This window comes from Amycolatopsis coloradensis, from assembly GCF_001953865.1.
Lineage (GTDB): Bacteria > Actinomycetota > Actinomycetes > Mycobacteriales > Pseudonocardiaceae > Amycolatopsis > Amycolatopsis coloradensis.
On sequence record NZ_MQUQ01000003.1, the window covers coordinates 304,529 to 330,043 of the forward strand.

27 protein-coding genes and 1 tRNA gene are annotated in these 25,515 nt (G+C 68.4%); 10 read left to right on the forward strand and 18 right to left on the reverse strand.

The genetic code is table 11. The annotated features are described in order from the left end of the window. Nucleotides 1–47: 47 nt before the first annotated feature. The 7 genes from BS329_RS04985 to sp36 form a co-directional block, all read right to left on the reverse strand. Nucleotides 48–299 (reverse strand): glutaredoxin family protein, encoded by a 252-nt coding sequence (locus tag BS329_RS04985; protein WP_034314716.1) that lies wholly within the window; start codon nucleotides 297–299, stop codon nucleotides 48–50. Further along, complete coding sequence (locus BS329_RS04990; protein ID WP_076156029.1) at nucleotides 296–1,066, reverse strand: MBL fold metallo-hydrolase; 771 nt, start codon at nucleotides 1,064–1,066, stop codon at nucleotides 296–298. The genes BS329_RS04985 and BS329_RS04990 overlap by 4 nt, the downstream gene beginning before the upstream one ends. Continuing rightward, nucleotides 1,063–1,875 carry an NUDIX hydrolase gene (locus BS329_RS04995; protein ID WP_076156031.1) on the reverse strand — a complete coding sequence of 271 codons (813 nt, stop codon included), beginning with the start codon at nucleotides 1,873–1,875 and terminating at the stop codon, nucleotides 1,063–1,065. Before BS329_RS04995 ends, BS329_RS04990 begins: the two co-directional genes overlap by 4 nt. 109 nt (nucleotides 1,876–1,984) lie before the next feature. Next, the gene (locus BS329_RS05000) at nucleotides 1,985–3,130 is read right to left on the reverse strand and encodes a hypothetical protein (protein WP_076156033.1); all 1,146 of its coding nucleotides are present in this window, start codon (nucleotides 3,128–3,130) and stop codon (nucleotides 1,985–1,987) included. A 38-nt stretch (nucleotides 3,131–3,168) separates the two neighbouring features. After that, nucleotides 3,169–3,798, reverse strand: coding sequence for a hypothetical protein (locus BS329_RS05005; protein WP_076156034.1), 630 nt, complete (start codon nucleotides 3,796–3,798; stop codon nucleotides 3,169–3,171). Next, entirely contained in the window at nucleotides 3,798–4,253 is a 456-nt protein-coding gene (locus BS329_RS05010; protein WP_076156035.1) for a RidA family protein, read from the reverse strand. Before BS329_RS05010 ends, BS329_RS05005 begins: the two co-directional genes overlap by 1 nt. Nucleotides 4,254–4,265: 12 nt before the next feature. After that, entirely contained in the window at nucleotides 4,266–4,427 is a 162-nt protein-coding gene (sp36, locus tag BS329_RS42360; RefSeq protein WP_005166970.1) for a Sp36 family protein, read from the reverse strand. A 228-nt stretch (nucleotides 4,428–4,655) separates the two neighbouring features. On the opposite strand from sp36, the gene BS329_RS05015 reads away from it, so the two are divergent. From BS329_RS05015 to bagB, 4 genes are read left to right on the forward strand one after another with little or no spacing between them, the layout of a single operon-like run. Then, a complete protein-coding gene (locus tag BS329_RS05015) occupies nucleotides 4,656–5,501 on the forward strand; it encodes an esterase/lipase family protein (protein WP_244197037.1) in 846 nt (281 codons plus the stop codon). Between the two features lie 54 nt (nucleotides 5,502–5,555). Then, on the forward strand, nucleotides 5,556–5,804 hold the full coding sequence (locus tag BS329_RS05020) for a hypothetical protein (RefSeq protein ID WP_076156036.1): 249 nt from the start codon (nucleotides 5,556–5,558) through the stop codon (nucleotides 5,802–5,804). Nucleotides 5,805–5,826: 22 nt separating this feature from the next. Continuing rightward, entirely contained in the window at nucleotides 5,827–6,831 is a 1,005-nt protein-coding gene (gene bagA / locus BS329_RS05025) for an ATPase BagA (RefSeq protein WP_076156037.1), read from the forward strand. Further along, the gene (bagB, locus tag BS329_RS05030) at nucleotides 6,831–7,961 is read left to right on the forward strand and encodes an ATPase BagB (protein ID WP_076156038.1); all 1,131 of its coding nucleotides are present in this window, start codon (nucleotides 6,831–6,833) and stop codon (nucleotides 7,959–7,961) included. The genes bagA and bagB overlap by 1 nt, the downstream gene beginning before the upstream one ends. Before the next feature lie 63 nt (nucleotides 7,962–8,024). On the opposite strand, the gene BS329_RS05035 is transcribed toward bagB, so the two are convergent. Next, entirely contained in the window at nucleotides 8,025–8,342 is a 318-nt protein-coding gene (locus BS329_RS05035) for a WhiB family transcriptional regulator (protein ID WP_020632155.1), read from the reverse strand. Between the two features lie 348 nt (nucleotides 8,343–8,690). Between BS329_RS05035 and BS329_RS05040 the strand changes: the two genes are divergently transcribed. The 3 genes from BS329_RS05040 to BS329_RS05050 all read left to right on the forward strand — a co-directional run bounded on the left by BS329_RS05040 (nucleotide 8,691) and on the right by BS329_RS05050 (nucleotide 12,173). After that, nucleotides 8,691–10,859: a transglycosylase domain-containing protein gene (locus BS329_RS05040; protein ID WP_143252857.1), complete on the forward strand. Its 2,169-nt coding sequence runs from the start codon at nucleotides 8,691–8,693 to the stop codon at nucleotides 10,857–10,859. Nucleotides 10,860–11,144: 285 nt separating this feature from the next. After that, complete coding sequence (locus BS329_RS05045) at nucleotides 11,145–12,071, forward strand: metallophosphoesterase (protein WP_208619162.1); 927 nt, start codon at nucleotides 11,145–11,147, stop codon at nucleotides 12,069–12,071. Between the two features lie 28 nt (nucleotides 12,072–12,099). Beyond that, a tRNA-Pro gene (locus BS329_RS05050) sits at nucleotides 12,100–12,173 on the forward strand. 440 nt (nucleotides 12,174–12,613) lie between these two features. Here BS329_RS05050 and BS329_RS05055 read toward each other — a convergent pair. Continuing rightward, nucleotides 12,614–13,306 (reverse strand): methyltransferase domain-containing protein, encoded by a 693-nt coding sequence (locus BS329_RS05055; protein WP_076156041.1) that lies wholly within the window; start codon nucleotides 13,304–13,306, stop codon nucleotides 12,614–12,616. A 39-nt stretch (nucleotides 13,307–13,345) separates the two neighbouring features. Between BS329_RS05055 and BS329_RS05060 the strand changes: the two genes are divergently transcribed. After that, nucleotides 13,346–15,190 (forward strand): prolyl oligopeptidase family serine peptidase, encoded by a 1,845-nt coding sequence (locus tag BS329_RS05060; RefSeq protein WP_076156043.1) that lies wholly within the window; start codon nucleotides 13,346–13,348, stop codon nucleotides 15,188–15,190. 69 nt (nucleotides 15,191–15,259) lie between these two features. On the opposite strand, the gene BS329_RS05065 is transcribed toward BS329_RS05060, so the two are convergent. From BS329_RS05065 to BS329_RS05090, 6 genes are all read right to left on the reverse strand, one after another. Next, complete coding sequence (locus BS329_RS05065) at nucleotides 15,260–15,445, reverse strand: 2-hydroxymuconate tautomerase (protein ID WP_076156045.1); 186 nt, start codon at nucleotides 15,443–15,445, stop codon at nucleotides 15,260–15,262. A gap of 9 nt (nucleotides 15,446–15,454) precedes the next feature. Further along, complete coding sequence (locus BS329_RS05070; protein ID WP_076156046.1) at nucleotides 15,455–16,081, reverse strand: TIGR03085 family metal-binding protein; 627 nt, start codon at nucleotides 16,079–16,081, stop codon at nucleotides 15,455–15,457. A gap of 62 nt (nucleotides 16,082–16,143) precedes the next feature. Continuing rightward, entirely contained in the window at nucleotides 16,144–17,517 is a 1,374-nt protein-coding gene (gene gad, locus BS329_RS05075; protein ID WP_076156855.1) for a glutamate decarboxylase, read from the reverse strand. Between the two features lie 135 nt (nucleotides 17,518–17,652). After that, entirely contained in the window at nucleotides 17,653–18,129 is a 477-nt protein-coding gene (gene dps, locus BS329_RS05080) for a DNA starvation/stationary phase protection protein Dps (RefSeq protein ID WP_076156048.1), read from the reverse strand. Nucleotides 18,130–18,187: 58 nt separating this feature from the next. After that, entirely contained in the window at nucleotides 18,188–18,610 is a 423-nt protein-coding gene (locus BS329_RS05085; protein WP_076156049.1) for an organic hydroperoxide resistance protein, read from the reverse strand. 137 nt (nucleotides 18,611–18,747) lie between these two features. After that, a complete protein-coding gene (locus tag BS329_RS05090) occupies nucleotides 18,748–19,323 on the reverse strand; it encodes an NADPH-dependent FMN reductase (RefSeq protein WP_076156051.1) in 576 nt (191 codons plus the stop codon). A 147-nt stretch (nucleotides 19,324–19,470) separates the two neighbouring features. Here BS329_RS05090 and BS329_RS05095 point away from each other — a divergent pair, with 147 nt between their 5' ends. Next, nucleotides 19,471–20,517, forward strand: coding sequence for an alpha/beta hydrolase (locus BS329_RS05095; protein ID WP_076156053.1), 1,047 nt, complete (start codon nucleotides 19,471–19,473; stop codon nucleotides 20,515–20,517). 303 nt (nucleotides 20,518–20,820) lie between these two features. Here BS329_RS05095 and BS329_RS05100 read toward each other — a convergent pair whose 3' ends face one another. Beyond that, on the reverse strand, nucleotides 20,821–22,263 hold the full coding sequence (locus BS329_RS05100) for a catalase (RefSeq protein WP_076156054.1): 1,443 nt from the start codon (nucleotides 22,261–22,263) through the stop codon (nucleotides 20,821–20,823). A gap of 225 nt (nucleotides 22,264–22,488) precedes the next feature. Here BS329_RS05100 and BS329_RS05105 point away from each other — a divergent pair, with 225 nt between their 5' ends. After that, entirely contained in the window at nucleotides 22,489–23,634 is a 1,146-nt protein-coding gene (locus tag BS329_RS05105) for an MFS transporter (protein ID WP_076156056.1), read from the forward strand. A 71-nt stretch (nucleotides 23,635–23,705) separates the two neighbouring features. Here the strand turns inward: BS329_RS05105 and BS329_RS05110 are convergent, their stop codons facing one another. Both BS329_RS05110 and BS329_RS05115 read right to left on the reverse strand, forming a co-directional pair. Beyond that, nucleotides 23,706–24,077, reverse strand: a complete 372-nt coding sequence (locus tag BS329_RS05110; RefSeq protein ID WP_076156058.1) for a hypothetical protein — start codon at nucleotides 24,075–24,077, stop codon at nucleotides 23,706–23,708. Nucleotides 24,078–24,149: 72 nt separating this feature from the next. Continuing rightward, entirely contained in the window at nucleotides 24,150–25,337 is a 1,188-nt protein-coding gene (locus tag BS329_RS05115) for an RtcB family protein (protein ID WP_076156059.1), read from the reverse strand. Nucleotides 25,338–25,515 lie beyond the last annotated feature (178 nt).

Below are 25,515 nucleotides of genomic sequence, written 5' to 3' on the forward strand. Positions count from 1 at the left end.
ATAACAAAATTCGTTATGAACGGTCCGTTCATAACACGCAGGCAGGCCTAAGCCGAGGCGGCCTTCACCGCGGCCTCGATCTCACCGAACGAAGGGTTCACCATCGCCTTCGAGCCCACGAAGACCGTCGGCACGACCTCGTTCCCGTTCGCCACCGAGCGCACCCGCGCGGCCGCGTCCGGGTCCTCCCAGATGTTGACCCGCTTCACCTTGAAGCCGCTCTTCGACAGCGGCCGCTCCAGCGCGGCACAGAACCCGCATCCGGGGCGCCAGTAGAACTCGACCTCGACGTCACTCATTCGCCGTCCTCCGACCTCAGGTAGTCCAACTGCGCCCGCACACTCCACTCGGCGGGCGCCCACAAAGCCTTGTCGACGTCGGCGTAGACGACCTCGACCACTTGGCGCGGAGTGGCGTCCGCGCCGAGCACCTTCAGTGCCGAACGTACCTGGTCCAGCCGTTCTTCCCGGTGCGCCAGGTATTCGCGCGCCGTGGTGGCCAGATCGGGCAGTTCGGGGCCGTGTCCCGGCAGACCGATGGTGCCGCCGGGCAGCTCGATGAGTTTCCGCAACGAGCGCAGATAGTCGCCGAGGTCGTGCAGCACGGTCGTCCCGCGGCCGAGGATGGTGTCACCGGTCAGGAGCTGCCCGTCGGACACCAGGCAGATCGAGTCGCCGGTGTGCCCGGGCGTGTGCAGCACCGACAGCCGAACGCCGCCGGCCTCGATCACCTCACCGTCCACAAGGGACTTACCGCCGATGCACAGCGACTCGTCGAAGGCCCGCACAGGAGCGCCGACGCGCTCGGCGAACCAGGGTGCGCCCTCGGCGTGGTCGGGGTGGTGGTGGGTCAGGACGATCAGCTCGACGGCGCCGGTTTTCGCCAGCAGCGTCAGGTGTTCGACGTCCTCGTGGCCGGGGTCGACGACCACGGAACCGGCCGCGCCGGATCCGCGCAGCACCCAGGAATTGGTGCCCTCCAACGTCATCGACGACGGATTGCGCTCCAGCAGCACCGAAGCCGTCGGCGTGACCCGGCGCAGCACGCCGTACGCGGGGCCGCTCACGCCGGGTCCAGCACGACGCGGACCTTGTCACCGTCGCGCACCAGCGTCGGCATGATCTTCACGATCTCGCGTTCGACGGCCTTGGCCGCGGCCGCCGTGTCGAAATCGCCCAGTTCCGCGAGCGTGATCCAGGTCGGTGGCATGAGCATGCGGCGCCCTTCCTTGGCGTCGGCGATGGCTTCCTCCGGCCGCTGCCAGCCGGAACTGACGGCCTCGGAGGTGGCACTGTCCGCCTGTTGCCCCTCCGGCAGCACGGCGACGAAGAAGCAAGTGTCGTAGCGGCGCGGTTCCTGGGGCGGGGTCACCCAGTTCGCCCACGGGCGCAGGAGATCCGCGCGCAGGGTCAGGCCGTTCACTTGGAGGAACGCGGCGAGCGAGAGTTCGCGGGAGACCAGCTTTTCGCGGGCGTCGTGGTACGGCGTCGTATCGGTGACGACGGTGTCCCCGAGGCTCGCGAGCAACACGCCCGACTCCTCGAAAGTCTCCCGCACGGCCGCGCACACCAGGGCGCGGGCCAGCGATTGGTCACATCCGAAGCGTTCCGCCCACCAAGCGGGCTCCGGGCCCGCCCAGCTGACCGAGGCGTCGACATCCCGGGAATCCACGCCACCACCGGGAAAGACGGTCATGCCGCCCGCGAACGGCATGCCCTTCACCCGATGTTGCAGGAAGACCTCGACCCCGTGGGAGCCGTCGCGGAGGAGGATCACGGTCGCCGCGTCCTTGGGCGTCACCGGCTCGCCGTCGGCGTTGGCGCGGGTGCCCACCCCGGCCCCCACCGGGATGTCGAATGTCAGTTCTTCAGCCACCCACGCAACCTAACATCGCGTTTCGCCTTCTGGGGGCATCGCGTTTCGTCCTCTGGTTGCGATAGTTGCGCGTGCAACCACCGCAACCAGAGGACGAAACGCGTAGGGCTTACGAAGACCAGCTTGAGCCGCTGCTGCGCGAAGCACCGTTCAGCCGGATCTTCGCCGCTTCGGCGCGCTCCCGTTCCGCGAGCTCGGCGTGCAGCTCGCGCAGGAGCGCGCGGTCACGCTCGCTCAGGCTGGGATCGTCGAGGTCGAGAGCGGGCAGCTCGACGACCTCGTGCATGCTCGGCTTGCCCGAGGCGATCTCGCGGCCCTTTTCGGGGTCCTCTTTGAGCGCCTGGCGCAGCTGCGCCACCTCCGCCGGGGTCAGGTCCGCCGTGCGCTCGGCGCGGGTCTCCGCCCGCGACTTGCGCGGCGGCGCCTGCTCCGGGGCAGACGGCGGTGCCGGTGCGGGTGCCTGCTGCACGATCGGCACCACCGGTGCGATCGGCTCGATCGGTTCGTGGCCGCCGCTGCCGACCGGCCGGAGGCCGTGCCTGCTCGGCTGCTCCTTGACCGGCTCGGGAGCCGGGACCGGAACGGGCGGCGGAGTCACCGGATCGGACCGAAAGTCACTGGAATGGGTACTCCCGGTGACCCAGACAGGACTCGCGGCCGACGACGCGGCCTGGTGGTACGCGGACCGCGCGACGCCGGGTCCCGCGACCTCGACGACCGAGCGGATACCCGCGCGGCGAAGCGCGGTATCCACGCGGAACGCGACCGCGGGCGGGTTGCCCTCCGGCCCGATCTCGACCAGGACGACCCGCTGCGGCAGCGCGCCGGGCACGCTGCCGGCGGGCGTGTTCCGCCACACCGCGTGCACCGAACGGACGTCCGGCAGCACTTGGAGGGTGCGGTCGAGCGCCTCGGCGAGGCCGAATTCGGGCTGGTTCTCCCCGGTGAACCGGTGGGTGAGCACCGACTCGTCCTCTTCCACGAGCAGGTCGTTCGCCAGGGTGGCGTCGGACCGGCTCATCTCGAGGACGAGCGCGAGTTCACGCTGTTCGGACGAGCTCACCGGGATCTTCCCCGCGATCAGGGTGCCGGTGGTGAGCTCCACCGCTTCATCGATGTGCGCACGCGCGATCAGCTCACGCGCTTCGGTCAAAGCACTGTCGTCGATTCGGCCGGCCAAGGCCAGTAACAGGTTGTGCAGGCGCAGGGGCACCGAGAACCCGTCCATGGGCGGGCCGTCGTGGACCTCCACCATTGCTCTGCTCCCTCCCGGCTCGCCTGGTGGTGCGAGCGTTAAGCGGCGACCAGCCGACTTCCGGTGTCCACCGCGCCCACACAGACCAGCTCGGAGTTGGCGAGTGCGGCGCGGTGATAGCCGGTGAGGTCGATGCTCGGCGGGAGAACCTCGACGCCGGGCTCCTCGTCACCCAGCACGCGCAGGACGCGTTGCAGTTCGCCGGTCAGCCTCGGCAGTCCGTTGAGCGCCGTGACCAGGAGGACTCGTTTCGCCCCACCCTCGCCGACCACACCGAGGTGTCGCCAGCTTTGCCGCACTTCACCCACATCCGGCCGTCCCCGCAGCGTTGCGTGGATCAATACGGACACTGAGTCGACGGAGTTCACCCATTCGGGCGCACTCTGCGTGAATGTGTACCTGGTCTCGGTGACGTCGTCTACCCCCAGGGTGGAACTCACCTGATGCCAGTCGGCCCCGTGAGGAATGAGCCCGGCGACTAGCAGGCGATACTCGGTTTGGTCCAGGTCGATCCTGTGCTTAAGCAAAGACCTGGGCAGGGTCCGCGCGAGCGTGCCCATCGCGCCTTCGCCCAGCCAGTCGCGGAACCGCCACAGGAGCTGGTCCGGCAGCCGTCCGGCCAGCCGGAGCAGCAGCTCGTGCGAGGACTTCTCGATGTCCGGGTCCATCACTTCACCTCCACGATCAGTTCGATCTCGACCGGCGCCCCGATCGGCAGCTCGGCGACCCCGACGGCCGAGCGGGCGTGGATGCCCGCCTCGCCGAAGATCTCGCCGAGCAGCTCGGACGCCCCGTTGATCACCGCGGGCTGACCGGTGAAGCCCTCCGCGGACGCCACGAACCCGACGACCTTGACCACGCGCGCGACGTTGTCGATCCCGACGATCGAGTCGACCGCGGCGAGCGCGTTGAGGATCGAAGTCCTGGCGTACTGCTTCGCCTCCTCGGGGCTGACCTCGGCGCCGACCTTGCCGGTCGCTTCGAGCTCACCCTCGACGAAGGGCAGTTGCCCGGACGTGTAGACGTACGAGCCGGTGCGGACGGCGGGCACGTATGCCGCCAGCGGGGCGGCGACGCCGGGCAGTTCGATACCGAGCTCGGCGAGCCGATCGCTCCAGGTCATGGCTTCAATCCCCTAGTTCTTGGCTCGTTTGAGGTAGGCGACGTGCTGCTCGCCGGTCGGGTTCGGGAGCACGGTGACGAGCTCCCAGCCGTCCTCGCCCCACTGGTCGAGGATCTGCTTGGTGGCGTGGATCAACAGGGGGACGGTCGCGTACTCCCACTTGGTGGCGCTCATGTCCGGGAGCGTAGCCAAACCGGCAACCCCGCCCGACACACCTGCGGCGAAACCCTCTCGCGACCGGTTCGCCGATTTCCCGCCGATGTGGTTCACTTCACACCTACTTGTGAGTAGATAGGACGTTGACATGCGGACAACGAAGTCCCTCGCCGCCGCCTGCCTGGCCGCGGTCCTGGTCCTGACAGGTACCTCCCCGGCGAGCGCGGACGAAAAGCTTCCCGTTCCGTGGACACTCGCGGCGGCCCTGCCCGCGCAGGCGGCGAATCCCGCGGCCCGCCCCCGGGCTCGAACGACTTCGGCTGCCGCCCGAGCGCGTCCCATCCGAATCCGGTCGTGCTCGCCCACGGCCTCGGCGCCAACCAGACGGTGAACTGGCAGACGTTCGGCCCGCTGCTCAAGAACAACGGGTACTGCGTCTTCTCCCTGACGTACGGCCTACCCGGGAAACCGCTGCCGGTCTACCAACCCGGCGGACTGCTGCCGATGGAACAGAGCGCGAAGGAACTGTCGGCGTTCGTCGACAAGGTGCTCGGCGCGACCGGAGCGTCCAAGGTGGACATCCTCGGGCACTCCGAGGGAACGCTGATGCCTTCTCATTACGTGAAGTTCCTCGGCGGGGCGTCCAAAGTGGACAAATACGTCAGCCTGACCCCGCTGTGGGACGGCACGACGCTGGTGGGCGCCTCGCATCTGTACGCGCTCGCCGTCGCACTGGGCCTCAGCCCGGGCTTCAACGGCATCCTCGACCCGGTGTGCGGATCGTGCCGCCAGTTCCTGCGCGGCTCGGAGTTCCTCACGAACCTGCGCGCGGGCAACGGCGTCTTCCAGCCGGGTGTGACGTACACGAACATCCTGACCCGCTACGACGAAGCCGTCATCCCGTACACGAGCGGGCTGGGGAAGGGAAAGAACGTGAAGAACATCGTTCTTCAGGACGGCTGCCTGCTGGACCTGGCCGAGCACGCCGGGGTCGCCGCCGACCGCAACGCCGCGGGGCACGTCCTCAACGCCCTCGACCCGGCGCACGCGAAGCCGGTCCCGTGCGTGCCCGCGACCCCCATCGGGAGCTGATGGCGATCACGCGTGATCGCCGTCTGAATCACACCGGACAGTTACGGTGGGCCGGTGGAGACCTGGCGCATCGTCGCGACCGTCCTGCTCGCCGTGGCCGGGCTGCCGCTGGTGCTGGTCGTGATGGCGAAGGCACGGGACCGCACGGACAGCTCGGGGACGGTCGCCGTCACCGGCGCGGTGGCCTTCGCGGCGCTCCTGCTGCTCGGTGTGGTGATGCTCACGGTCCTGCCCGGGGCTTTGACCTGGACTCTTCTGGGATTGGTCGTGGCCGCGCTCGGCGTCATGATGCTGGCGAGCTGAGGGCTCAATTAGGGTGGGACCGGTGAGCACTCCCCTTGCCGGCTGGACCGACGAACTCGCGAGAGCACGGCTGCATTTCGTCACCGGCAAGGGCGGGACGGGCAAGACCACGCTCGCCGCCTCGCTGGGCCTCGCGCTCGCCAAGGGCGGGCGCCGCGTGCTGCTGATCGAGGTCGAAGGCCGCCAGGGCATCGCCCAGCTCTTCGACACCGAGCCGCTGCCGTACGCCGAGCAGCGCATCGCGGCCGTTCCCGGCGGCGGTGAGCTGCGCGCGCTGCACATCGACGTCGAAGCCGCGCTCCTCGAATACTTCGAGATGTTCTACAACCTCGGTTTCGCCGGGCGGACGCTGCGGCGGATGGGCGCGATCGAGTTCGCGACCACGCTCGCGCCGGGACTGCGCGATGTCCTGCTCACCGGGAAGATCAAGGAATGCGTCGGCCGGACCGAATCCGACGGCCGCCACACCTATGACGCCGTCGTCGTCGACTCGCCGCCCACCGGCCGGGTCGTGAAGTTCCTCGACGTCACCAAGGCACTCACCGACCTCGCCAAGACCGGCCCGATCCGCGGCCAGGCCGACGGCGTCGTCCGGCTGCTGCATTCCGGCGAGACCGCCATCCACCTGGTGACGCTGCTCGAAGAGATGCCGGTGCGGGAAACCGTCGAAGCGGTCGCCGAACTCGACGGCGCGGATCTGCGCCCCGGCGCCGTGCTGGTCAACCGGGTCCGGCCACCGCGGCTGCCCGCGCGCTCGGTGACCGCCGCCGCCGACGGCCGTGTCGACGCCTCGCGCGTCCGCGCCGGGCTCGCGTCGGCCGGGCTGAACCTGCCCGAGGGCACCCTCGACGCGCTGGTCGAAGAGACCGTCGAGCACGCCGTCCGGGTCGCCGCCGAGCAACGCGCCCGCGAGCAGCTGGCCGAAGCGGACCTGCCTGGACTGGAGCTGCCGGACCTGACCGACGGTGTCGACGTCGCGGCGCTCTACGACCTCGCCGAAGCGCTGACCGAGCAGGGGGTGCGCTGATGTCGGACATCCTGGAGATCGACAAGCTGATCGACGATCCGGAGAGCCGGGTCATCGTCTGCTGCGGGTCCGGCGGGGTCGGCAAGACGACCACCGCGGCGGCGCTGGCGTTGCGCGCGGCCGAACGCGGACGGCAGACGGTGGTGCTCACCATCGACCCGGCGCGGCGGCTGGCGCAGGCGCTCGGCCTGCGCGAGCTGGGCAATCACCCGAAACAGGTGCGGGTCGAAGGCTTCGAGCCCAAGGGCGAACTCTGGGCGATGATGCTCGACATGCGCCGCACGTTCGACGACATGGTGCGGGTGCACGCCGGCCCGGAACGCGCCGAACAGCTGTTGCAGAACCCCTTCTACCAGACCATTTCCACGTCGTTCTCCGGTACGCAGGAGTACATGGCGATGGAGAAGCTCGGGCAGCTCGCCGCCACCGACGAGTGGGACCTGATCATCGTCGACACGCCGCCGAGCCGGTCGGCGCTGGACTTCCTCGACGCGCCGACGCGGCTCTCCAGCGCGCTCGACGGCCGGATGATCCGGCTGCTCACCGGGCCCGCGAAGGCGAGCGGATGGGGCCTGCGCAAGGTCGTCAACGCCGGGTTCTCGATGTTCGCGAAGGCTGTCTCGACGATCATCGGCGGCCAGCTGCTGACCGACGCTTCGGCGTTCATGCAGGCCTTCGACAGCATGTTCGGCGGTTTCCGCGAACGCGCGCGCAAGACTTCCGAGCTGCTGCGGTCCGGCGGCACCTCTTTTCTCGTGGTGGCCGCGCCGGAGCCGGACGCGCTGCGCGAGGCATCCTACTTCGTGGAGCGGCTTTCGGCGGAGAGCATGCCGCTGGCCGGGCTGGTCGCGAACCGGACGCATCCGGTGCTCGCGGCGTTGACCGGCGCGGAGGCCGTCGCGGCCGCCGAGCAGCTGGCGAAGGGCGAGACCAGCGCACCGCTGGCCGAAGCCGTCCTCCGCCTGCACGCGGACCGGGTCGCGCTGGCCGAACGAGAGACGCGGCTGCTCGCCAGGTTCACGCGGGCTCATCCCGAGGTCCCGCTGGTGCGGGTGCCCGCGCTCCCCAGTGACGTGCACGATCTCGGAGGCCTGCGCGACATCGGAACCAGGTTGGCCACCCAGTCCTGAAAGTCCGTGAAGGACTCCTTCCCTACCTTGGACTCAGGGAAGGGGTCCTCCACGGATTCCTGATCACGAGACTCGGACGCGTACGTCTTCTTCTTCGTCGATCCCGGTGAAACTGCGCTTCGCCGCTTCAAGCAGGTCTGCCCAGCTGGTCACGTCCGGCCGCCGCCTCAGCAGCGCCCGCCGTTCCCGTTCGGTCATACCTCCCCAGATGCCGAAGTTGATCCGGCCATCGAGCGCTTCGGCGAGACATTCCGTCCTGACCGGGCAGCCAAGACAGACCGCCTTGGCCCGATTCTGCTCGGCCCCCCGGACGAACAAACCGTCCGGATCGGTGTCGCGGCACGACGCGTTGACCCGCCAGCTCGACTGGTTGGTTTCCATACCCCCAGCTCCCTACCCTGGTGTTCGACACACCACGGGGGGACGAAAAGCCTGCGCTCCTGCCCCCATGAGCGTGTCTCCCTTGTGCTCACGTCGGTTCGGCCGGCACCTCCCCGGTGCCGGTGCCTCCGTTCGGTCGAATGCGACTGCCGCTCGCACTCACCCGTCTGTCGGCTTTTTCATACGTGAGACGTTGACGGACTGTAGGGGCCCTCGGTTCCCCCCGCCAAGCCCTAGAATGCCTCCCATTACCATCCGTCACCGAATGGGGTCGATTTCGTGATCGATCCGCACTGTCAGCCAGGTGACGTCACGGTGGGCTAACGGGTTCCGCGTACCCTGGTCCGCGTGCGCAAAACGGACGGTCTGCTGAAGCTCATTGGCCTGTGTGTACTCGCGGGGGTGCTGGTCGCGGGGATGTTGTTCCCGGTGGCGGGTGCCGCGGGTGTGATCTCCAACCAGGCGAGCGAGACCGTCGACAAGACATCTTCGGACCTCGCGGACATTCCGCCGCCCCTGGTGACGACGATCACCGACAACACCGGCAAACAGATCGCGACGCTGTACAAGCAGTTCCGCATCCCCACCGCCGAGACGCAGATCAACGACGCCATGAAGTGGGCACTGATCTCGGTCGAGGACAAGCGCTTCTACGAGCACAACGGGGTGGACTGGAAGGGCACGCTGCGCGCCGCGGTCAGCAACACCACCGGCGGGGACACCCAAGGCGCGTCGACGCTGACCCAGCAGTACGTCAAGAACTACCTGATCAACGTCGTCTACCGGGACGACAAGCCGGGACAGAAGCGCGCACAGGAACAGTCGATCGCCCGGAAGCTGAAGGAAGCCCGGATCGCGATCCAGCTGGAAACCAAGCTGAACAAGATGCAGATCCTGACCGGCTACCTGAACGTCGTGGAGTTCTCGCGCGAGATCTACGGCGTCGGCGCGGCCGCGAACGCGTACTTCAACACGCCCGTCGAGAAGCTCACGGTGCCGCAAGCGGCGTTGCTGGCCGGTCTGGTGAACAACCCGAGCTTCAATGACCCTTGGAAGAACGCGGCGAGGGCGACCGAACGCCGCAACCTGGTGCTGGACCGCATGGTCGACAACCAGAAGCTCGCGAAGGCGGACGCGGAACGGTTCAAGGCCGAGCCACTCGGCGTCGTCGAAGGCGGCCCGCAGAAACCGGCGCCGAACTGCACCGGCGCCGGAACGGAAAACGGTTTCTTCTGTCAGTACGTCGAGGACTATCTCCTCAGGAACGGCATGACGAAGGACGACCTCTACACCGGCGGCTACCAGATCAAGACCACTTTGGACGAACGGGCGAACCACGAGGCCAAGGTGTCGGCCGAGGCACAGGTCAAGAAGACGCAGGACAACGTCGCGAACACGCTGTCGCTGGTGAAGCCCGGCAAGCAGCGGCACGAAGTCGTGGCGCTGGCGGCGAACCGTGACTACGGGCTGCACGAAGACCAAGGCCAGACGACTTTCGCGTTGCCTTCCGGTGTCTACAACACCGCCGGCGCGGGCTCGTCGTACAAGGTCTTCACCGCCGCCGCGGCTTTGGAAACGGGCGCGGCAGGGATCAACAGTTCCCTTCCCGTGCCTGACTTCTACACCTCCCACGTGTTCGCCGGGGGTGGCAACAAATGCGCCCAGACCGGGCCGCCGCTGCGCTCCCGCTGGTACTGCCTCGGCAACGCGACCGACTACAACCCGGCGGGCGGGGCGATGTCCCTGCAGCAGGCCCTGGCGACCTCACCGAACACCGCGTTCGTGATCCTCGAGGAGAAGATCGGGAACACCGGGCCGGTCGTGGAGATGGCACGCAAGCTGGGTATGCGCGACACCATGGCCAGCAACCTCGGCGGGGGCACCGTCGACCCGAAATCCGACAATCCCGGGGTCAACGCCAGTCAGCTCCAGGCCTACGGCCCGAAGCCCGGCTGGGCGGGCACGGGTGCGTTCACCCTCGGCGTGAGCCCGCTCAGCGGCCTCGAACTGGCGAACGTCGGCGCCACGATCATGAGCGGCGGTGTCTGGTGCCCGCCGACACCGCTGGCAGGCGTCACCGATCGAGACGGGAAACCAGTGCCCATCAAGGAAGCCGCCTGCGAGCAGGCGGTGCCCGAAGGTCTCGCCAACACCCTCGCGGTCGGCATGAGCCGGGACAGCCAGCCCGGGGGCACCTCCTTCAACGCGGCGAACGGCGTCAGGTGGAACCGGCCGGTGATAGGCAAGACCGGGACCTCGCAGAACAACGGCGCGGGGACATACCTCGGGGCCACGCCGCAGCTCTCGGGCGCGGCGATGGTGTTCCGTCCGAAGGGTGGCAGCGGCGGTCTTTGCTACCTCGGCCCGGGTAACGTGAGCGCTCGCGGCTGCGAAAACATGTTCGGCGGGAAGACACCGGCGCAGACCTGGTTCGGGGCGATGTCGAAGATCCTCGAAGGCCAGGAATCGTTGCCGTTGCCGCAAGCGGACCCGAAGTACATGGGCGGCGGACGCTGACCTTCGCGGGCCATGTTCACCAGCGCAAATCACGATGAGTCACACGAATCTAACTTTGAGTGAGCAGTCGGCGGCCTTAGAGGGAACAGCGGTCGACGGAATCGTGTCGATTGATCACCACGCCCGTCCCCGCCCACGGAAAGTGAAGAAAAGAGGCCATTCCAGCGATTTTTCACCGTCGCCGGAATGGGGGCGGACGATCACCCCGGATGAGCACGTAAACTGAACATTGTGAACACGCTCAGTAACAGCAGCAGTTCGGGGGCGAGGGTACGGCGCTTGGCCGTGGGAACCGTCGCCCTGGGAGCCGCGACCCTCGGTTACGCGGTCGGCATCGAAAGGCGCCGGTGGACGCTTCGCACCGCGGAGCTCCCGGTGCTCGCGGCAGGGGCGAAGCCCTTCACGATCCTCCACATCTCGGACCTGCACATGCTCCCCGGTCACGTGAGCAAGCAACGCTGGGTAGCCGCGCTCGACGAGCTGGAACCGGACCTCGTCGTCAACACCGGTGACAACCTGTCACATCAGCAGGCCGTCCCGTCGGTGCTGCGCGCGCTCGGCCCCCTGCTCGACCGGCCGGGGGTGTTCATCTTCGGCAGCAACGACTATTACGCGCCGAAACCGAAGAACCCCGCGCGCTACCTCATGCCGAAGGGCAAGAAGAAGCGGATCCACGGCGAGCACCTGCCTTGGCGCGACCTCCGCGCGGCCTTCGTCGAACACGGCTGGGACGATCTCACCCACGTCCGGCGCACCATCGAGGTCGCCGACCAGTACGTCTTCACCGCCGGCGTCGACGACGCCCACCTCCGCCGCGACCGCTACGCCGACATCGCCGGCCCGGCCGACACCGGCGCGGCGGTCCGCATCGGCGTCACCCACTCCCCGGAACCCCGCGTCCTCGACGAGTTCGCCGGCGACGGCTACGACCTCGTCCTCGCGGGCCACACGCACGGCGGGCAACTCCGTGTCCCCGGCTACGGCGCGCTCGTCACCAACTGCGAACTCGACCGCACCCGCGCCCGCGGCGCGTCCCGCTGGGGCGCCCAGATGTGGTTGCACGTCTCGGCCGGTTTGGGCACCTCGCCGTACGCCCCGGCCCGCTTTGCGTGCCCGCCGGAGGCGAGCCTGCTGACGCTGGTCCCACGGGGTACGACCAGCGCCGATCACCGGAAAGCATCCCCCCGCAAGGCCCGAAACCCCGTCCGCTAAACTTCTCCTCGACCCGCTAAGAAGTATCCGGGGTGTGGCGCAGCTTGGTAGCGTGCCTCGTTCGGGTCGAGGAGGTCGTGGGTTCGAATCCCGCCACCCCGACGTTGGATCGAAAGAGCCTTGCTCGCTTTGGCGAGCGAGGCTCTTTCGCGTTGCGAGGCTCAGCGCGGGCGCTCGCCGACCACAAAGCTGATGCCCCCAATGCGGCATCGGGTGCGCTCAACGCAACCAATGTGACATTGGGGGCATCAGCCCTGGGGCCGCGTGAGGCATTGGGGACGCCGAGGCCCGGCGTGCTCTCCCCCGCGCTTCGGCGCCTGTTGTCCACAGCCACCCGCCGTTGTGGACAACCAGCCCCGTCGCCGCCTCTTTCGCCCGGTCCCGACGCCCCTCGCCGATACGCTGGGTCTGGGGTCGCCCCCCGGGAGCGGTGGGGGCTGCCCGCGCGCGTTCGGTGAGGCGGGCTGCGTGTCTTGAAGGTGGCCTTCAAGACACGCAGACCTTGTGAGGCATTGGGGGCACTCCGGCGGCGCAAGCGAGCCTCACCGGGTCGCGAGGAGTTCGGTCCAGCACTGGGCGAAGTCACCATCGCCGGATCTCGCCCACGACCAGGCCGAACGGGCGGCCGAGGCGAGCTGGTCGCGGTCCGGGGTCGTCGCGGTTTCCAGCGCCGTCACCAGCCGCGCCTCCACGTAGGTCGCCAGCGCCCGGTACGTCGCGTCCGTGCGGTAGCGGGTTTTCGTTCGCACGTCGGTGAAACCGGCGGCGGTGACCGCGGCGGGGATCCCGCGCCCGGCGAACGGGTCGCCACCCGCGCGGCGGCACAGCAGATAGTGCCCGCGGAGGGCGGCGTCGACGTTCGCCGTCTTCGGCCGGAGCCGCGCCCGGCTCCAGTCCGAAGTGGACAGTGCGAGCGAGCCGCCCGGTTTGAGAATCCGGCGGATCTCCGCCAGGGCGGCGCCCGGCTCCCTCAGGTGCTCGAAGACGGCGTGTGCGAAGACCACGTCCACCGAAGCCTCGGAGAACGGCAACGCGCACACGTCCGCGACAAGAAAGTCCACTGTGGACTTTCTGTGCCCGTCACCGATACCGAGGGTGATCGAACCCGGTCCGCAGCCGACGTCGACGACCCCCATCCCCGGCCCGAACAGCGGTTGCGCGAACACGGCCCGTTCGACCGCCTGGCGCGCTGACCGCGCGGACACCGCGGCGCGCGGCGCGTTTCCCTCCAGCACCCCGCACACAGTACGGCTCCGGAGTGGCAGGATCGAGGGGTGAGCACGCAGCCAGGCAACAAATATCCGTCCGCGGCGGTCCCGGACCGCCTGTTCGACGACGCCGAAGCCGAGGCCAGGTGGCGGGCCCGCTTCCACGCGCCGCGTATCTCGGTCCCCGAGTGGGCCATCGACGCCCCGGACATGAACGTATACGTCTCGAACGCCAGCGGTGTCTGGGAGGTGTACTCCTGGAACCGCGCGACCGGCGAGCACCGCCGCGTCACCGACCGGCCCGCCGGCACCATGCACGCGACACCGTCCCCCGACGGCCGCTGGATCTGGTGGTTCAACGACACCGACGGCGACGAATTCGGTTCTTGGGTCCGCGAACCGTTCGCCCCGGGGGCCGCCGCCGAACGCGCGGTGCCGGACATCCACGACGGCTACCCCGCCGGACTCGAGATCGGCACCCGCGTGATCGCCGTCGGTGTCTCGACCGACGACGGCAGCGAACTCTTCGCGCATATCGACGGCGAAACCACGAGCTTCTACCGGCACGATGACGACGCCGGGATCGCGTCACTCTCCCGCGACGAATCGCTGCTCGCGATCTCCCATTCCGAGCACGGTGATTCGCGACACCCCGCGCTGCGCGTCCTGTCCACCGACGGCTTCACCGCGGTTGCCGACAAATGGGACGGCGAGGGCAAGGGCCTCGGCGCGCTGGAGTTCTCGCCGGTCGCGGGCGACCAGCGGTTGCTGGTGCTGCACGAGCGGCGCGGGCGCGAGGAGATCCTGATCTGGGACGTCGCCGCCGACACCGAGCGGGAGATCGAACTCGGCCTGCCCGGCGAAGTGGTCGCGGGCTGGTACCCGGACGCGCAAGCGCTGCTGGTCGTCCACTTCCACCAAGGCCGCAGTTCCCTGCTCCGGTACGACCTCTCGAGCGGGGAGTTGTCCTCTTTGGACACTCCGCCGGGCCGGATCGGCGGCGCCGGGGTGCGGCCCGACGGTACCGTCGAGTACTCGTGGTCCAGTGCCGCGCAGCCGACGGCGGTGCGCGCGCGGACCGCCGACGGCGCCGACTCGGTGCTCCTCGAACCGCCGGGTGAACGAGCGCCGGAATCCGCGCCGGTCACCGACTCCTTCGTCGAAGGGATCGGCGGGCAGATCCACGCACTGGTCTCCCGTCCGGCCGACGCGCCGGAAGGCCCGCTCCCGACGGTCTTCTCCTTGCACGGCGGGCCGCATTCCGCCGACGAGGACCGGTTCTCCGCGTACCGTGCCGTCTGGCTCGACGCCGGTTTCGCCGTCGTCGAGGTCAACTACCGCGGCTCGACCGGCTACGGCTCGGCCTGGCGTGACGCCATCGAGGGCCGTCCCGGCCTGACCGAACTCGAAGACGTCGCCGCGGTGCACGACTGGGCCGTCCAAAGTGGACTCGCGGATCCGGAGAAGTGCGTGGTGAACGGTGCTTCCTGGGGCGGCTACCTGACCCTGCTGGCGCTGGGCACCCAGCCTGCTCGCTGGGCGGCCGGGGTCGCCGGAGTGCCTGTCGCGGACTACGTCGCCGCGTATGAAGACGAGATGGAGCAGCTTCGCTCGTTCGACAGGGCGCTGTTCGGCGGTTCGCCGGAGACGGTGCCGGCGGTGTACCGGGAATGCTCGCCGATCACCTACGTCGAGGCCGTGGCGGCACCGGTGCTGGTACTCGCCGGGGACAACGACCCGCGCTGCCCGATCCGGCAGGTCGAGAACTACCTCGACAGGCTCGCGAAACGGGAGCTCCCGTTCGAGTTCTACCGGTTCGACGCGGGCCACGGGTCGCTGGTGATCGCCGAGACGATCAAGCAGACGGCGATCGAGGTGTTCTTCGCGTTGCGGGCCGTCGGGCTTCGCTGACGTGTTATGAACGGACCTTTCATAACAAATCTTGTTATGAAAGGTCCGTTCATAACATCGGCGAGCGGGTCAGCGCTCGGAGAAGAGAGTCCCGCCGGCCGCCCAGTGTTCGGCGGGGATCTCGTTGATCGTCACCCAGACACCTTCGGCCTTGCCGCCGCAGGTGCGGACGAAGGCATCGGTCACCTCGCGCACGAGGGCCTGCTTCTGCTCGGCCGTGCGGCCGGGGAACATCGAAACACTGATCATCGGCATGACCGAACTCTAAAGCCCCCGGTCGTGCTTCCTGAGCCTGTCCACCGCGTACGCGTCACCCTCGAAGGTGAGCCGGGCGGCGTCGCGGCCGAAGACGAACAGCAGCAGCTCGATCGGCGCGCCGATCACGGTCACCGTGTCCGGGCCTTCCTTCACCCGCGCCTCGCGGCCTTCGGGGGTCTTCAGGCTCACGCCGACCGGTGATTTCCGCAGGTTCAGCCTGGACGCCTGCTTCGCCGATTTCCACGCCGCCGCGTCCCGCGAGGACTCCGCCGGACGCGGCTCCCAGCCGGGCTGCCCTCGGCGGACGTCCTCGTGGTGCACCAGGAACTCAGCGCTGTTCGTCAGCTCGTCGAGCGTGCCGATCGACGTCGGCCAGAACCAGGCGGGGCCGGACCGCACCTTGCCGACGACGTCGGCCCACGGCCGCGCGGCGTAGGAGTCTTGCACCCGCTGCGTGTACGACGCCAGCGCGGGCACCAGGATCCCGGGCATCGCGTCCGGTCGCCGCTCACGCACCAGCAGGTGCGCCGCGAGATCCCGCGTCTTCCAGCCCGCGCACAGGGTCGGCGCGTCCGGGCCGACCTCTTCGAAAAGCTCGCTCAACGCACGACGTTCGTCTCCGGCGACTCCCATACCCCCCGACGTTACGCGCCGGTAGGGCGCCGGGAAATCCGGCGTGACGCAGGGCACCCGGCTCAGTGATGGAACGCGGTCCGCGGTCGCGGGCGGTGATCGAGCTCGGGCAGCAGCCGCCGGAGGTCGGCGAGCAGCAGATCCGCGAGGTCGTGCGTGAAACCGTTGCGCACCACGATCCTCAGCACCGCGAGATCCGTCCGGTTCGCCGGGAACGTGTATGCCGGGACCAGCCAGCCACGCTCGCGAAGCCGCCGTGACACGTCGAAGACGTCGAAGCCCTCGACGTCCGCCTTCGTCGTGAAGGCGAACACGGGCAGCTGATCGCCGCGCGTCAGCAGTTCGAACGGGCCCAGCTCCGCGATCCCGTCGGCCAACTGCGTCGCCACGTCACGCGAAGCCTGTTGCACGGCGCGGAAACCTTCGCGCCCGAGCCGGACGAACGTGTAGTACTGCGCGGCCACCTCGGCGCCGGGACGCGAGAAGTTCAACGCGAAAGTCGGCATGTCGCCACCGAGGTAGTTGACGTTGAAGACGAGTTCCTCCGGCAACGCCGCCTTGTCGCGCCACACCACCCAGCCGACACCGGGGTAGACCAGGCCGTACTTGTGCCCGGAGGTGTTGATCGACGCCACCCTCGGCAGGCGGAAGTCCCACGCGAGATCCGGATCGAGGAACGGCGCGATCATCGCGCCCGAAGCGCCGTCGACGTGCACCGGGATGTCCCAGCCGGACCGCTCCTGGAGCCCGTCGAGCGCGGCGGTGATCTCGGCGACCGGCTCGTAACTGCCGTCGAAAGTGGACCCGAGGATCGCGACGACGCCGATGGTGTTCTCGTCGCATCGGGCGATCGCCTCGTCCGCGGTGAGGTGGAAGCGGTCGCCGTCCATCGGCACCTGCCGCGGCTCGACCTCCCAGTACTCGCAGAACTTCTCCCAGCAGACCTGGACGTTCGCGCCCATCACCAGGTTCGGCTTCCCGGCGCGGCCGAGCTTCGACCAGCGGCGCTTCAACGCCATCCCGGCGAGCATGCAGGCTTCCGACGAACCGGTGGTGGAGCAGCCCATGATCGCGCTCGGATCGGGCGCGTGCCACAGATCGGCGAGGATGTTCACGCAGCGGCGCTCGAGTTCCGCGGTCTGCGGGTACTCGTCCTTGTCGATCATGTTCTTGTCGACACATTCGGCCATCAGCTCGCGGGCCTGCGGCTCCATCCACGTCGTGACGAACGTGGCGAGGTTGAGCCGGGCGTTACCGTCGAGCATCAGCTCGTCGCGCACCAGCTGGAGCGCGGTGTCGGGCGGGAGCGGCTCTTCGCGGAGGGTGTCGTGCGGCAGGCGGATACTCGCGGCGAGCGCCGGGTACACGCCGGCGTGCAGCGGGTTGGCCCCGCCCTTTCGGTCCGGATCGGTCGGCTTCCCCTTGTGCAGCACCATGGACCGAACGTAGCCCAGCAGCGTGAAACCGGCACGTGGACTCACCCCCCGGCTGGTGCGATGAAGGACGCTTTCCTGGCGAAATTCGCCAGGAAAGCGTCCTTCATCGCACGCGAGGTGGTGTGAGAGGGAGGGTCAGGCCTGCTGCGCCTGCCACATCCAGTGCGCCTTCTCGAGTTCCTGGGTGATCTCGATGAGCAGATCCTGGGTGACCAGGTCGCTCTTGTCGGTCTCGTCGATGCGCTTGCGCAGCCGTTCGGTCAGCGCCGCGAGGATGTCGACGATCGCGGCGACGGTGGACTCGACGGACTGCCAGTTGTCGGGGTAGTCCGGCAGGCCGGAACTCTCGACGACGACCTTGGCCTGGCCGTTCGGGGAGATGCCGATGGCGTTGGCGCGCTCGGCGACCTCGTCGACGTACTGGCGCGCGGTGGCGACCAGCTCGTCGAGCTGAAGGTGCGCGCTACGGAAGTTCGCGCCGACGACGTTCCAGTGGGCCTGCTTCGCGATCAGCGACAGGTCCACGAGGTCGACCAGCGTGGCCTGCAAGGCGTTACCGGTGATCTCCTTGTCGGCTTCGCTCAGCGGACTCTGGATCGGGGACTTGCCCATTTTTCGGTCTTCCTTTCAGAAATCAACCGGTTCGGGAAGGGACCTGCCGCGTACGGGATCAGACCGACGCGGACAGCGCGACCTCGATGTTGCCCCGGGTCGCGTTCGAGTAGGGGCACACCTGGTGCGCCTGCTCGACGAGTTGATCGGCCTGCGCCTGCTCCAGACCGGGCAGCGAAACGTTGAGTGCGACGCCGAGACCGAAGCCCTCGCCCTGCTTGAGCACGCTGACCTCGGCGGTGACGGTCGAGCCGTCCAGCTTCACCTTGGCCTGGCGTGCGACGAGCTGGAGCGCGGAGTGGAAGCAGGCCGAATAGCCCGCGGCGAAGAGTTGCTCAGGGTTGGTCTTGTCGCCGCCCGGTCCGCCCATCTCCTTCGGGATCGCCAGCGACTCGTCGATGACGCCGTCGGAGGACGTGACCTCACCGTTGCGGCCGTCGCCGCGAGCGGTGGCCACCGCGGTGTACAGAGCCTCAGCCATTCTTCGCCTACCTCCTGGTCTCAAGACACGCCCGTTGAGCGTCTCTTCAGTGCCAACGTCCCGCAACCGCGAAACCTTGCCACCCCATGGCAGGCATCACTTCCGCGAATTACCCGGAAGTCGGCCGGAACAAACGACTAGTGACCGGCGCGACTCAGCGCGAACTCGGCGACCTGGGTCCCCATCAGGCGAAGTGTGCGGACGCTCTTCTCGTCCGAGGCGCCGCCGGCTTCGTCGAACTTCGTCTCCGCGGTGTTGATCGAACCACCCAATGGGGTGGCCCAGCCGCGCAGCGCGTGCGTGATCGTGCGCAGCTGCTCCAGTGTGGTGACCGCGGCCTGCCAGCCGAACGCGACGGCGGCGAGGCCGACCGCACGGCCGTCGAGGTACGGCCTGGCATCGTCACGCAGGTCCTCGACGTAGTCCAGGGCGTTCTTGACCAGCCCGGACAACGCGCCGTGGTAGCCGGGCGAGACCACGATGATCCCGTCGGCGCGGCGGATCGCCTCGACCAGCCGGACGGCGCGCTCGTGCCGCTCCTCCAGCGAGGTGTCGTAGAACGGCAGCACCAGCTCGGGACCGGCGATCAGCTCGGTGGTGACCCCGGCCCCGGCCGCGCCGTCCAGTGCGATGCGCAGCGCGCGCTCGGATTGGGAGCCCGCCCGCAGGGAGCCGCCGATACCGAGGACATGAACCGCGTTCGTCGAAGTCACGCCTTCGAGGCTAACCCCTCTACTTAAGTGGAGGACCAGGATCTGGAACGGAGGCTTGCGTCACACCCGTTCGCCGCAAAGGCGAGGTTCCCGCTGGACGGCATACCTACTCGTAAGTAACCTGTCGGGAAGCCCTCAGGAGGAAGCATGGCGATACCGCTCCAGATCCGTGCCGAGGCCGCGATTTCGCAGCTGGCGTTCTGGCTTCCGAGGCCGGTCAGGAGAGCTGTCGCCGGACCGCCGCTCCGCCTGGACGGACAGGAACTCGCCCTCGACGCCCAGCTTCTGCTTCGCCTGCAGAAGCTGGCGAAGGCATCGCTGGTGCGGGGAAGCGTCGAAGAGTCACGCAGCCTGCTCATGGCGAGCAGGCATTTGGTCAGCGGGCCGACCATCGAACCGGTCGCCACCAGGGAGCTGCTCATACCGACGGGTGACGGCGACGTACCCGCCACGCTCTACACCCCGGCCGGGCTGCCGGATCCGTCCGGACTGCTGGTGTTCTTCCACGGTGGCGGCTGGGTGGTCGGCAGCCGCGTCTCGCACGACAACACGGTCCGCTACCTGGCGAAACAGGCAGGCGTACGGGTTCTTTCAGTGGAGTACCGGCTCGCGCCGGAGACGCAGTTCCCCGGCGCCACCGAAGACGCGATCGCGGCCTTCGAGTACGCCTTCGCGAAGGCGCGGGACCTGGGCGCGGACCCGGCCCGCATCGCCGTCGGCGGCGACAGCGCGGGCGGGAACCTCGCGGCGGTGACCGCGCAGCAGACGATGAAACGCGGCGGCGGTGTCCCGGCGTTCCAGTTGCTGTTCTACCCGGCGACCGATTTCACCGTGCGCCGCCGGTCCCGGGAATTGTTCGCGGAGGACCTGTTCCTCACCGATTCCGACATGACCTGGTTCGAAGGACATTACGTGCCGAAGGGCACCGATCTGTACAACCCGAAACTTTCCCCACTGCACGGCGACGTTTCCGGATTGCCGCCCGCGTATATCGCGACGGCCGGTTTCGATCCGCTGCGCGACGAGGGTGAGGCTTACGCGGAGAAATTGCGGAAAGCCGGGGTTCCGGTGGCGCTCAGCCGCCAGCCGGACCTGATCCACGGGTACATCAACTTCCTCGGCGTCGGTCAGCGGTTCCGCGAGGCGACGGCTGAAGCGGCGGGAGCCCTGCGGCTCGGTCTCGCACCGAAGTGACGGCCAAAGCCCCCATATCGTGGCCCGCCGCCTGCACGGCGAATCAGACGATTCTCCAACTCCCCACGACTGTCTCTCGGAAGCGCGTCAGCGCGACTTCATCCCGCGCATCTCTTTCGGCCGAAGGCCACGGGGCAATAGCACGGCATGGGAAGCGGACCAGACGGGAGCGGCAGCGGCGGGTCCCGCCACCTTCTGGTTCAACCCGCTTGTGGGGACAGGGAAACGCACCCGGGGCGCGGGGGATGACGCGCGCCGGGTGCGTTCCGGTGGGGGAAGCAGCCTCTCGGCAGAGAGGTCGTTCTACTCGCGGAAGGCGTCCGCGACCTTGTCGCCGAGATCCTTGTCGACGTTCCGCCAGTACTCGAAGACGCGCTCCAGCACCGGCTGCGAGACGTCGTTCGAAGCGTGTCCGATGATGTTGTTCGCGAGCCGCTCGCGCTGCTCGTCGTCCATCACCTCGCGCACGAGGGTGCCCGGCTGGCCGAAATCGTCGTCCTCGGCGTGGAGCTTGTACGCCGACCGGATGACCTCGTCCTCGACGCCGTAGCTCGACGCGGTCTCGGCGGCGTTCTGCGCGCCGGCGTGCGGGCCGCCGTAGGAGTTCGGCGCGTACACCGGGTCGCCCGGGTTGTTGTAGCGCATCGCGCCGTCACGCGAGTAGCTGTTCACCGGGGACTTCGGCGCGTTGACCGGCAGCTGCGTGTAATTCGCGCCGATCCGGTAGCGGTGCGCGTCCGGATACGCGAACAGGCGGCCTTGCAGCATCTTGTCCGGCGACGGGCCGATACCCGGCACCAGGTTGGACGGCTCGAACGCGGCCTGCTCGATCTGTGCGAAGTAGTTCTCCGGGTTGCGGTCGAGCACCCAGCGGCCGACCTTGATCAGCGGGTAGTCGCCCTTCGGCCACACCTTGGTCAGGTCGAACGGGTTGAAGCGGTAGTCCGCGGCGTCGATGTACGGCATCACCTGGACGTACACCGTCCAGCTCGGGTGATTGCCTTGCTTGATGTTCTTGAACAGGTCGCGGATGTAGTAGTCCGAGTCCTCGCCCGCGATGCGGTCCGCGTCGGCCTGCGGCAGGTAGCCGATGCCCTGGTCGGTCTTGAAGTGGTACTTGACCCAGAACTTCTCGCCGCCGGCGTTCTCCCACAGGTAGGTGTGCGAGCCGAAGCCGTCCATCTCGCGCCAGTTCGACGGGATGCCGCGGTCGCCCATCAGCCAGGTGACCTGATGCGCCGACTCGGTCCGGAGCGTCCAGAAGTCCCACTGGATGTCGTGGTCGCGCAGGTGGTTGTCGGCGCGGCGCTTCTGCGAGTGGATGAAGTCCGGGAACTTGATCGGGTCGCGGATGAAGAACACCGGCGTGTTGTTGCCGACGAGGTCGTAGTTGCCCTCGGAGGTGTAGAACTTCAGCGCGAAACCCCGCGGATCGCGCCAGGTGTCGGGCGAGCCGTTCTCCCCCGCGACCGACGAGAACCGGGCGACGCTCTCGGTGCGCACTCCCGGCTGGAACAGCGCGGCCTTCGTGAACTGGCTGACGTCCTCGGTGACCTCGAGGAAGCCGAAGGCGCCACCGCCCTTGGCGTGCACGACGCGCTCGGGGACCCGCTCGCGGTTGAACTGGGCGCTCTTCTCGATCAGATAGTGGTCCTGGAGCAGGATCGGGCCGTTGGCGCCCAGCGTCAGCGAGTCGTTGTCGCTCGCGACGGGGATGCCCACATTGTTCGTGGTCGGCAAGGTCACGCCGGTGCCTCCTGGTTCTTGGTGGTGTGCGGCCGGTCGGGGCGTTGAGTCCACCCTCTCGCTTAATCTGGAGTCAGTCAAGAAAACACTGGGGCCGAGTGACGACCGCGACGTCCGCCCTGCTCGAAATAAACTTGCACGCGCGTACCAAGTTACGTTCTCATCGACCGTATGGCCCTCGCTCCGTACCGTCGCGTGTTAGCCGTGCCCGGAGTTCCCAGCTCGATGCTGTTGATGTTCCTGGCCCGGCTCCCGATGACGGCCATGGGCGTGACGATGACGCTGTACGTGGTCAACGACCTCGGCCGCGGCTACGGCGCGGCCGGGCTGATCGGCGCGGCCACCACGCTCGGCAGCGCGATCGGGGCGCCGCTCGTCGGCCGGTACGTCGACCGCTACGGGCTGCGGCCGGTGGTCGCGATCTGCGGGCTGGCCTCGACGACGTTCTGGATCAGCGCGCCGCATCTGCCGTATCAGGTGCTGCTGGCGGTCGCGCTCCCCGCCGGCGTGCTGTCGGTGCCCGCCGGGACGCTCGCGCGGCTGGTGCTCACCGCGCTCGTGCCGCTGGAGCAGCGGCGGGCGGCCTACTCGCTGGACACGATCTTCGTCGAAGCGTCGTTCATGATCGGACCGTCGGCCGGGATCATGGCGATCACACAGCTGCCCGCGTTCTACGCGCTCACCGGCATCGGCATCTGCTTCGCGCTTTCGGCGACGCTGATCTACCGGATGAACCCGCCGATCCGCGCCGAGGCCGACGCCGAGGTGTTCACCGGCGAACGGCCGACCGTGCGGAGCTGGCTCACCGGACGGCTCGTGATGGCGATGTTCATCGCCGCCGGCGCGCTGTTCTGCCTGGTCGGCATGGAGCTGGCCGCGCTGGCGACGGTACGCGCGAGTGGCGACATCGCCTGGTCCGGGCTGCTGATCACGGTGATGTGCGTCGCTTCCGTCCTCGGCGGGGCGATACACGGGGCGGTCCGGCGGTCGCTTTCACAGGGCACGCTGATGGTGCTGCTCGCGGTGCTCACGCTGCCGGTCGGGCTGATCACCGAGCCGTGGTGGCTGCTGGCGATCGTGCTTTTCCCGAGCAACGTGCTGTGCGCGCCGACGCTGGCGGCGAGCACGGAGACGGTCAGCGCCGCGGCGCCGCCCCGGGTGCGCGGCGAGGCGATGGGCCTGCTCGACGCGGCCAGCCGGATCGGGCTGGCGATCGGGAGCCCGATCATCGGGTTCGTGATCGACCACTCCAGCCCTGGCTGGGGGTTCGCGGCGTCGGCGGTGGGCGCGCTGGCGATCGCGTCGCTCGGCCTCTTCTGGCGACGCTCCCGCACCCCGGCCGCCCCGGTGCCCGCGCTCACTTCCCCCTGACGCGATTCGTCCTCTGGTTGCGGTAGTTCGCTCTCGAACCACCGCGACCAGAGGACGAAACGCGGGTTTTGTCAGGCGCAGACCTTGCGGAGGGCGTCGAGCCGGTCGATGTTGCGCTTGGTCCAGTCCGCGATCTTGCCCGCGTCGGTGATGTTCTCCTTCTGGACCTGCAAGTACGAGTCGGCCATGCCGGTGAGCGCGCCCGCCACGTCCTGCTCGCCGACGCTGGCCGCCAGCTCACGCAGGCGCTTCTCCTTGTCCGCGGCCCGCTCCTTGATCGTCGCCGGGTCCGGATTGAGGTCGGCGAGGCTCAGCGCCTCGGCACAGGCACTGACCTTCGTCGCGGCCTTGTTCGTCTGATCGACCGCGTTCGTGACCTCGCTACAGCCCGCCAGCGCGAGTCCGGCGGCCGCCATGAGCGCCGCGATTCCCAACCTCTTCATGAAATCCAGCGTAGCGATTTCGTGGGTGGTATGTCGGGTTCCCTGACCACCACCCACGAACCGCCCGGTGATTCAGCCCTTCACGCAGACGACCTGCTTCAGGTGCGCGACCACCTCGACGAGGTCGGTCTGCGCCTTGATGACCGTTTCGATGTCCTTGTACGCGGCCGGGATCTCGTCCACCACACCGGAGTCCTTGCGGCATTCCACCCCGGCGGTCTGCGCGGCGAGGTCTTCGGCGGTGTACAGCTTCTTGGCCTTGTTCCGCGACATCCGGCGGCCGGCCCCGTGCGACGCGGACTGGAAGGACGACGCGTTCCCGAGGCCGCGCACGATGTACGAACCGGTGCCCATGCTGCCCGGGATGATCCCGAGGTCGCCCGAACCCGCGCGGATCGCGCCCTTGCGGGTCACCAGCAGTTCGACGCCGTCGTAGGTCTCTTCGGCGACGTAATTGTGGTGGCACGAGATCGCGTCGTCGAACGTCGTCCGCGGGACGACGTCCTTCAGCGCCTGCTTGACGAGGGCGACCATGGTGGCGCGGTTGCGTGCCGCGTAGTCCTGCGCCCAGAACAGGTCGCGCCGGTACGCCCGCATCTCCGGCGTGCCCGCGACGAACACCGCGAGGTCCGGATCCGGCAGGTCCGCGTTGTGCGGCAGCTTCCGCGCGACGGCCATATGGCGTTCCGCGAGTTCCTTGCCGATGTTGCGCGAACCCGAGTGCAGCATCAGCCACACGCGGCCTTCGTCGTCGCCCTGTTCGAGGCAGACCTCGATGAAGTGGTTGCCGCCGCCGAGGCTCCCGATCTGGCGGGCCGCGCGGTCGTGCAGGTCCTGGACGCCGCCGTGCAGGTCACCGAAGGACTTCCAGAACGCGTCCCAGCCACCGACACCGTGCACCTTCGCCGGGTTCACCGGGGTCTTGTGCAGGCCGAAGCCGACCGGGACGGCGGATTCGATCCGGCGGCGCAGCTTCAGCAGGTCGTCGGGCAGATCCGCGGCGGTGAGCGAGGTCCGCACCGCGCTCATCCCGCAGCCGATGTCCACGCCGACGGCGGCCGGGGACACGGCGTCGCGCATCGCGATCACGCTGCCGACGGTCGCCCCCTTGCCGTAGTGGACGTCGGGCATGACCGCGACGCCGTGCACCCACGGCAGGTTGGCGACGTTGTGCAGCTGTCGCATGGCTTGGTCCTCGACCGACGTGGGGTCTGCCCACATCCGGATCGGAACCCGCGAGCCTTCGACCGCCGTGTACATGACTTTCCCTTCGTGGAAAACGTTTTGTCGCCTTCGAGGATGCACGGGCCGGGCGAACCGGACAAGGCAATTACCGTGCTCCACAGTGGACTGTCCACACGCGACTACCATCGAAGAGGTGATGTTCATCGCGAAGTCTTCGATCGTATTCGAAAAGTGATCGGCCGCGGGTGGCGCT

Excerpts from the sequence above, each read along its gene's own strand:
- BS329_RS05065 (WP_076156045.1), bottom strand. The coding sequence starts at position 15,445 with ATGCCGATGATCAGTGTTTCGATGTTCCCCGGCCGCACGGCCGAGCAG.
- BS329_RS05070 (WP_076156046.1), bottom strand. The coding sequence starts at position 16,081 with ATGGGAGTCGCCGGAGACGAACGTCGTGCGTTGAGCGAGCTTTTCGAA.
- BS329_RS05010 (WP_076156035.1), bottom strand. The coding sequence starts at position 4,253 with ATGACCTGGAGCGATCGGCTCGCCGAGCTCGGTATCGAACTGCCCGGC.
- BS329_RS05105 (WP_076156056.1), top strand. The coding sequence starts at position 22,489 with ATGCTGTTGATGTTCCTGGCCCGGCTCCCGATGACGGCCATGGGCGTG.
- dps (WP_076156048.1), bottom strand. The coding sequence starts at position 18,129 with ATGGGCAAGTCCCCGATCCAGAGTCCGCTGAGCGAAGCCGACAAGGAG.
- BS329_RS05115 (WP_076156059.1), bottom strand. The coding sequence starts at position 25,337 with ATGTACACGGCGGTCGAAGGCTCGCGGGTTCCGATCCGGATGTGGGCA.
- BS329_RS05110 (WP_076156058.1), bottom strand. The coding sequence starts at position 24,077 with ATGAAGAGGTTGGGAATCGCGGCGCTCATGGCGGCCGCCGGACTCGCG.
- BS329_RS05095 (WP_076156053.1), top strand. The coding sequence starts at position 19,471 with ATGGCGATACCGCTCCAGATCCGTGCCGAGGCCGCGATTTCGCAGCTG.
- gad (WP_076156855.1), bottom strand. The coding sequence starts at position 17,517 with ATGGTGCTGCACAAGGGGAAGCCGACCGATCCGGACCGAAAGGGCGGG.
- BS329_RS04985 (WP_034314716.1), bottom strand. The coding sequence starts at position 299 with ATGAGTGACGTCGAGGTCGAGTTCTACTGGCGCCCCGGATGCGGGTTC.
- BS329_RS05035 (WP_020632155.1), bottom strand. The coding sequence starts at position 8,342 with ATGGAAACCAACCAGTCGAGCTGGCGGGTCAACGCGTCGTGCCGCGAC.
- bagB (WP_076156038.1), top strand. The coding sequence starts at position 6,831 with ATGTCGGACATCCTGGAGATCGACAAGCTGATCGACGATCCGGAGAGC.
- sp36 (WP_005166970.1), bottom strand. The coding sequence starts at position 4,427 with ATGAGCGCCACCAAGTGGGAGTACGCGACCGTCCCCCTGTTGATCCAC.
- BS329_RS05085 (WP_076156049.1), bottom strand. The coding sequence starts at position 18,610 with ATGGCTGAGGCTCTGTACACCGCGGTGGCCACCGCTCGCGGCGACGGC.
- BS329_RS05000 (WP_076156033.1), bottom strand. The coding sequence starts at position 3,130 with ATGGTGGAGGTCCACGACGGCCCGCCCATGGACGGGTTCTCGGTGCCC.
- BS329_RS05005 (WP_076156034.1), bottom strand. The coding sequence starts at position 3,798 with ATGGACCCGGACATCGAGAAGTCCTCGCACGAGCTGCTGCTCCGGCTG.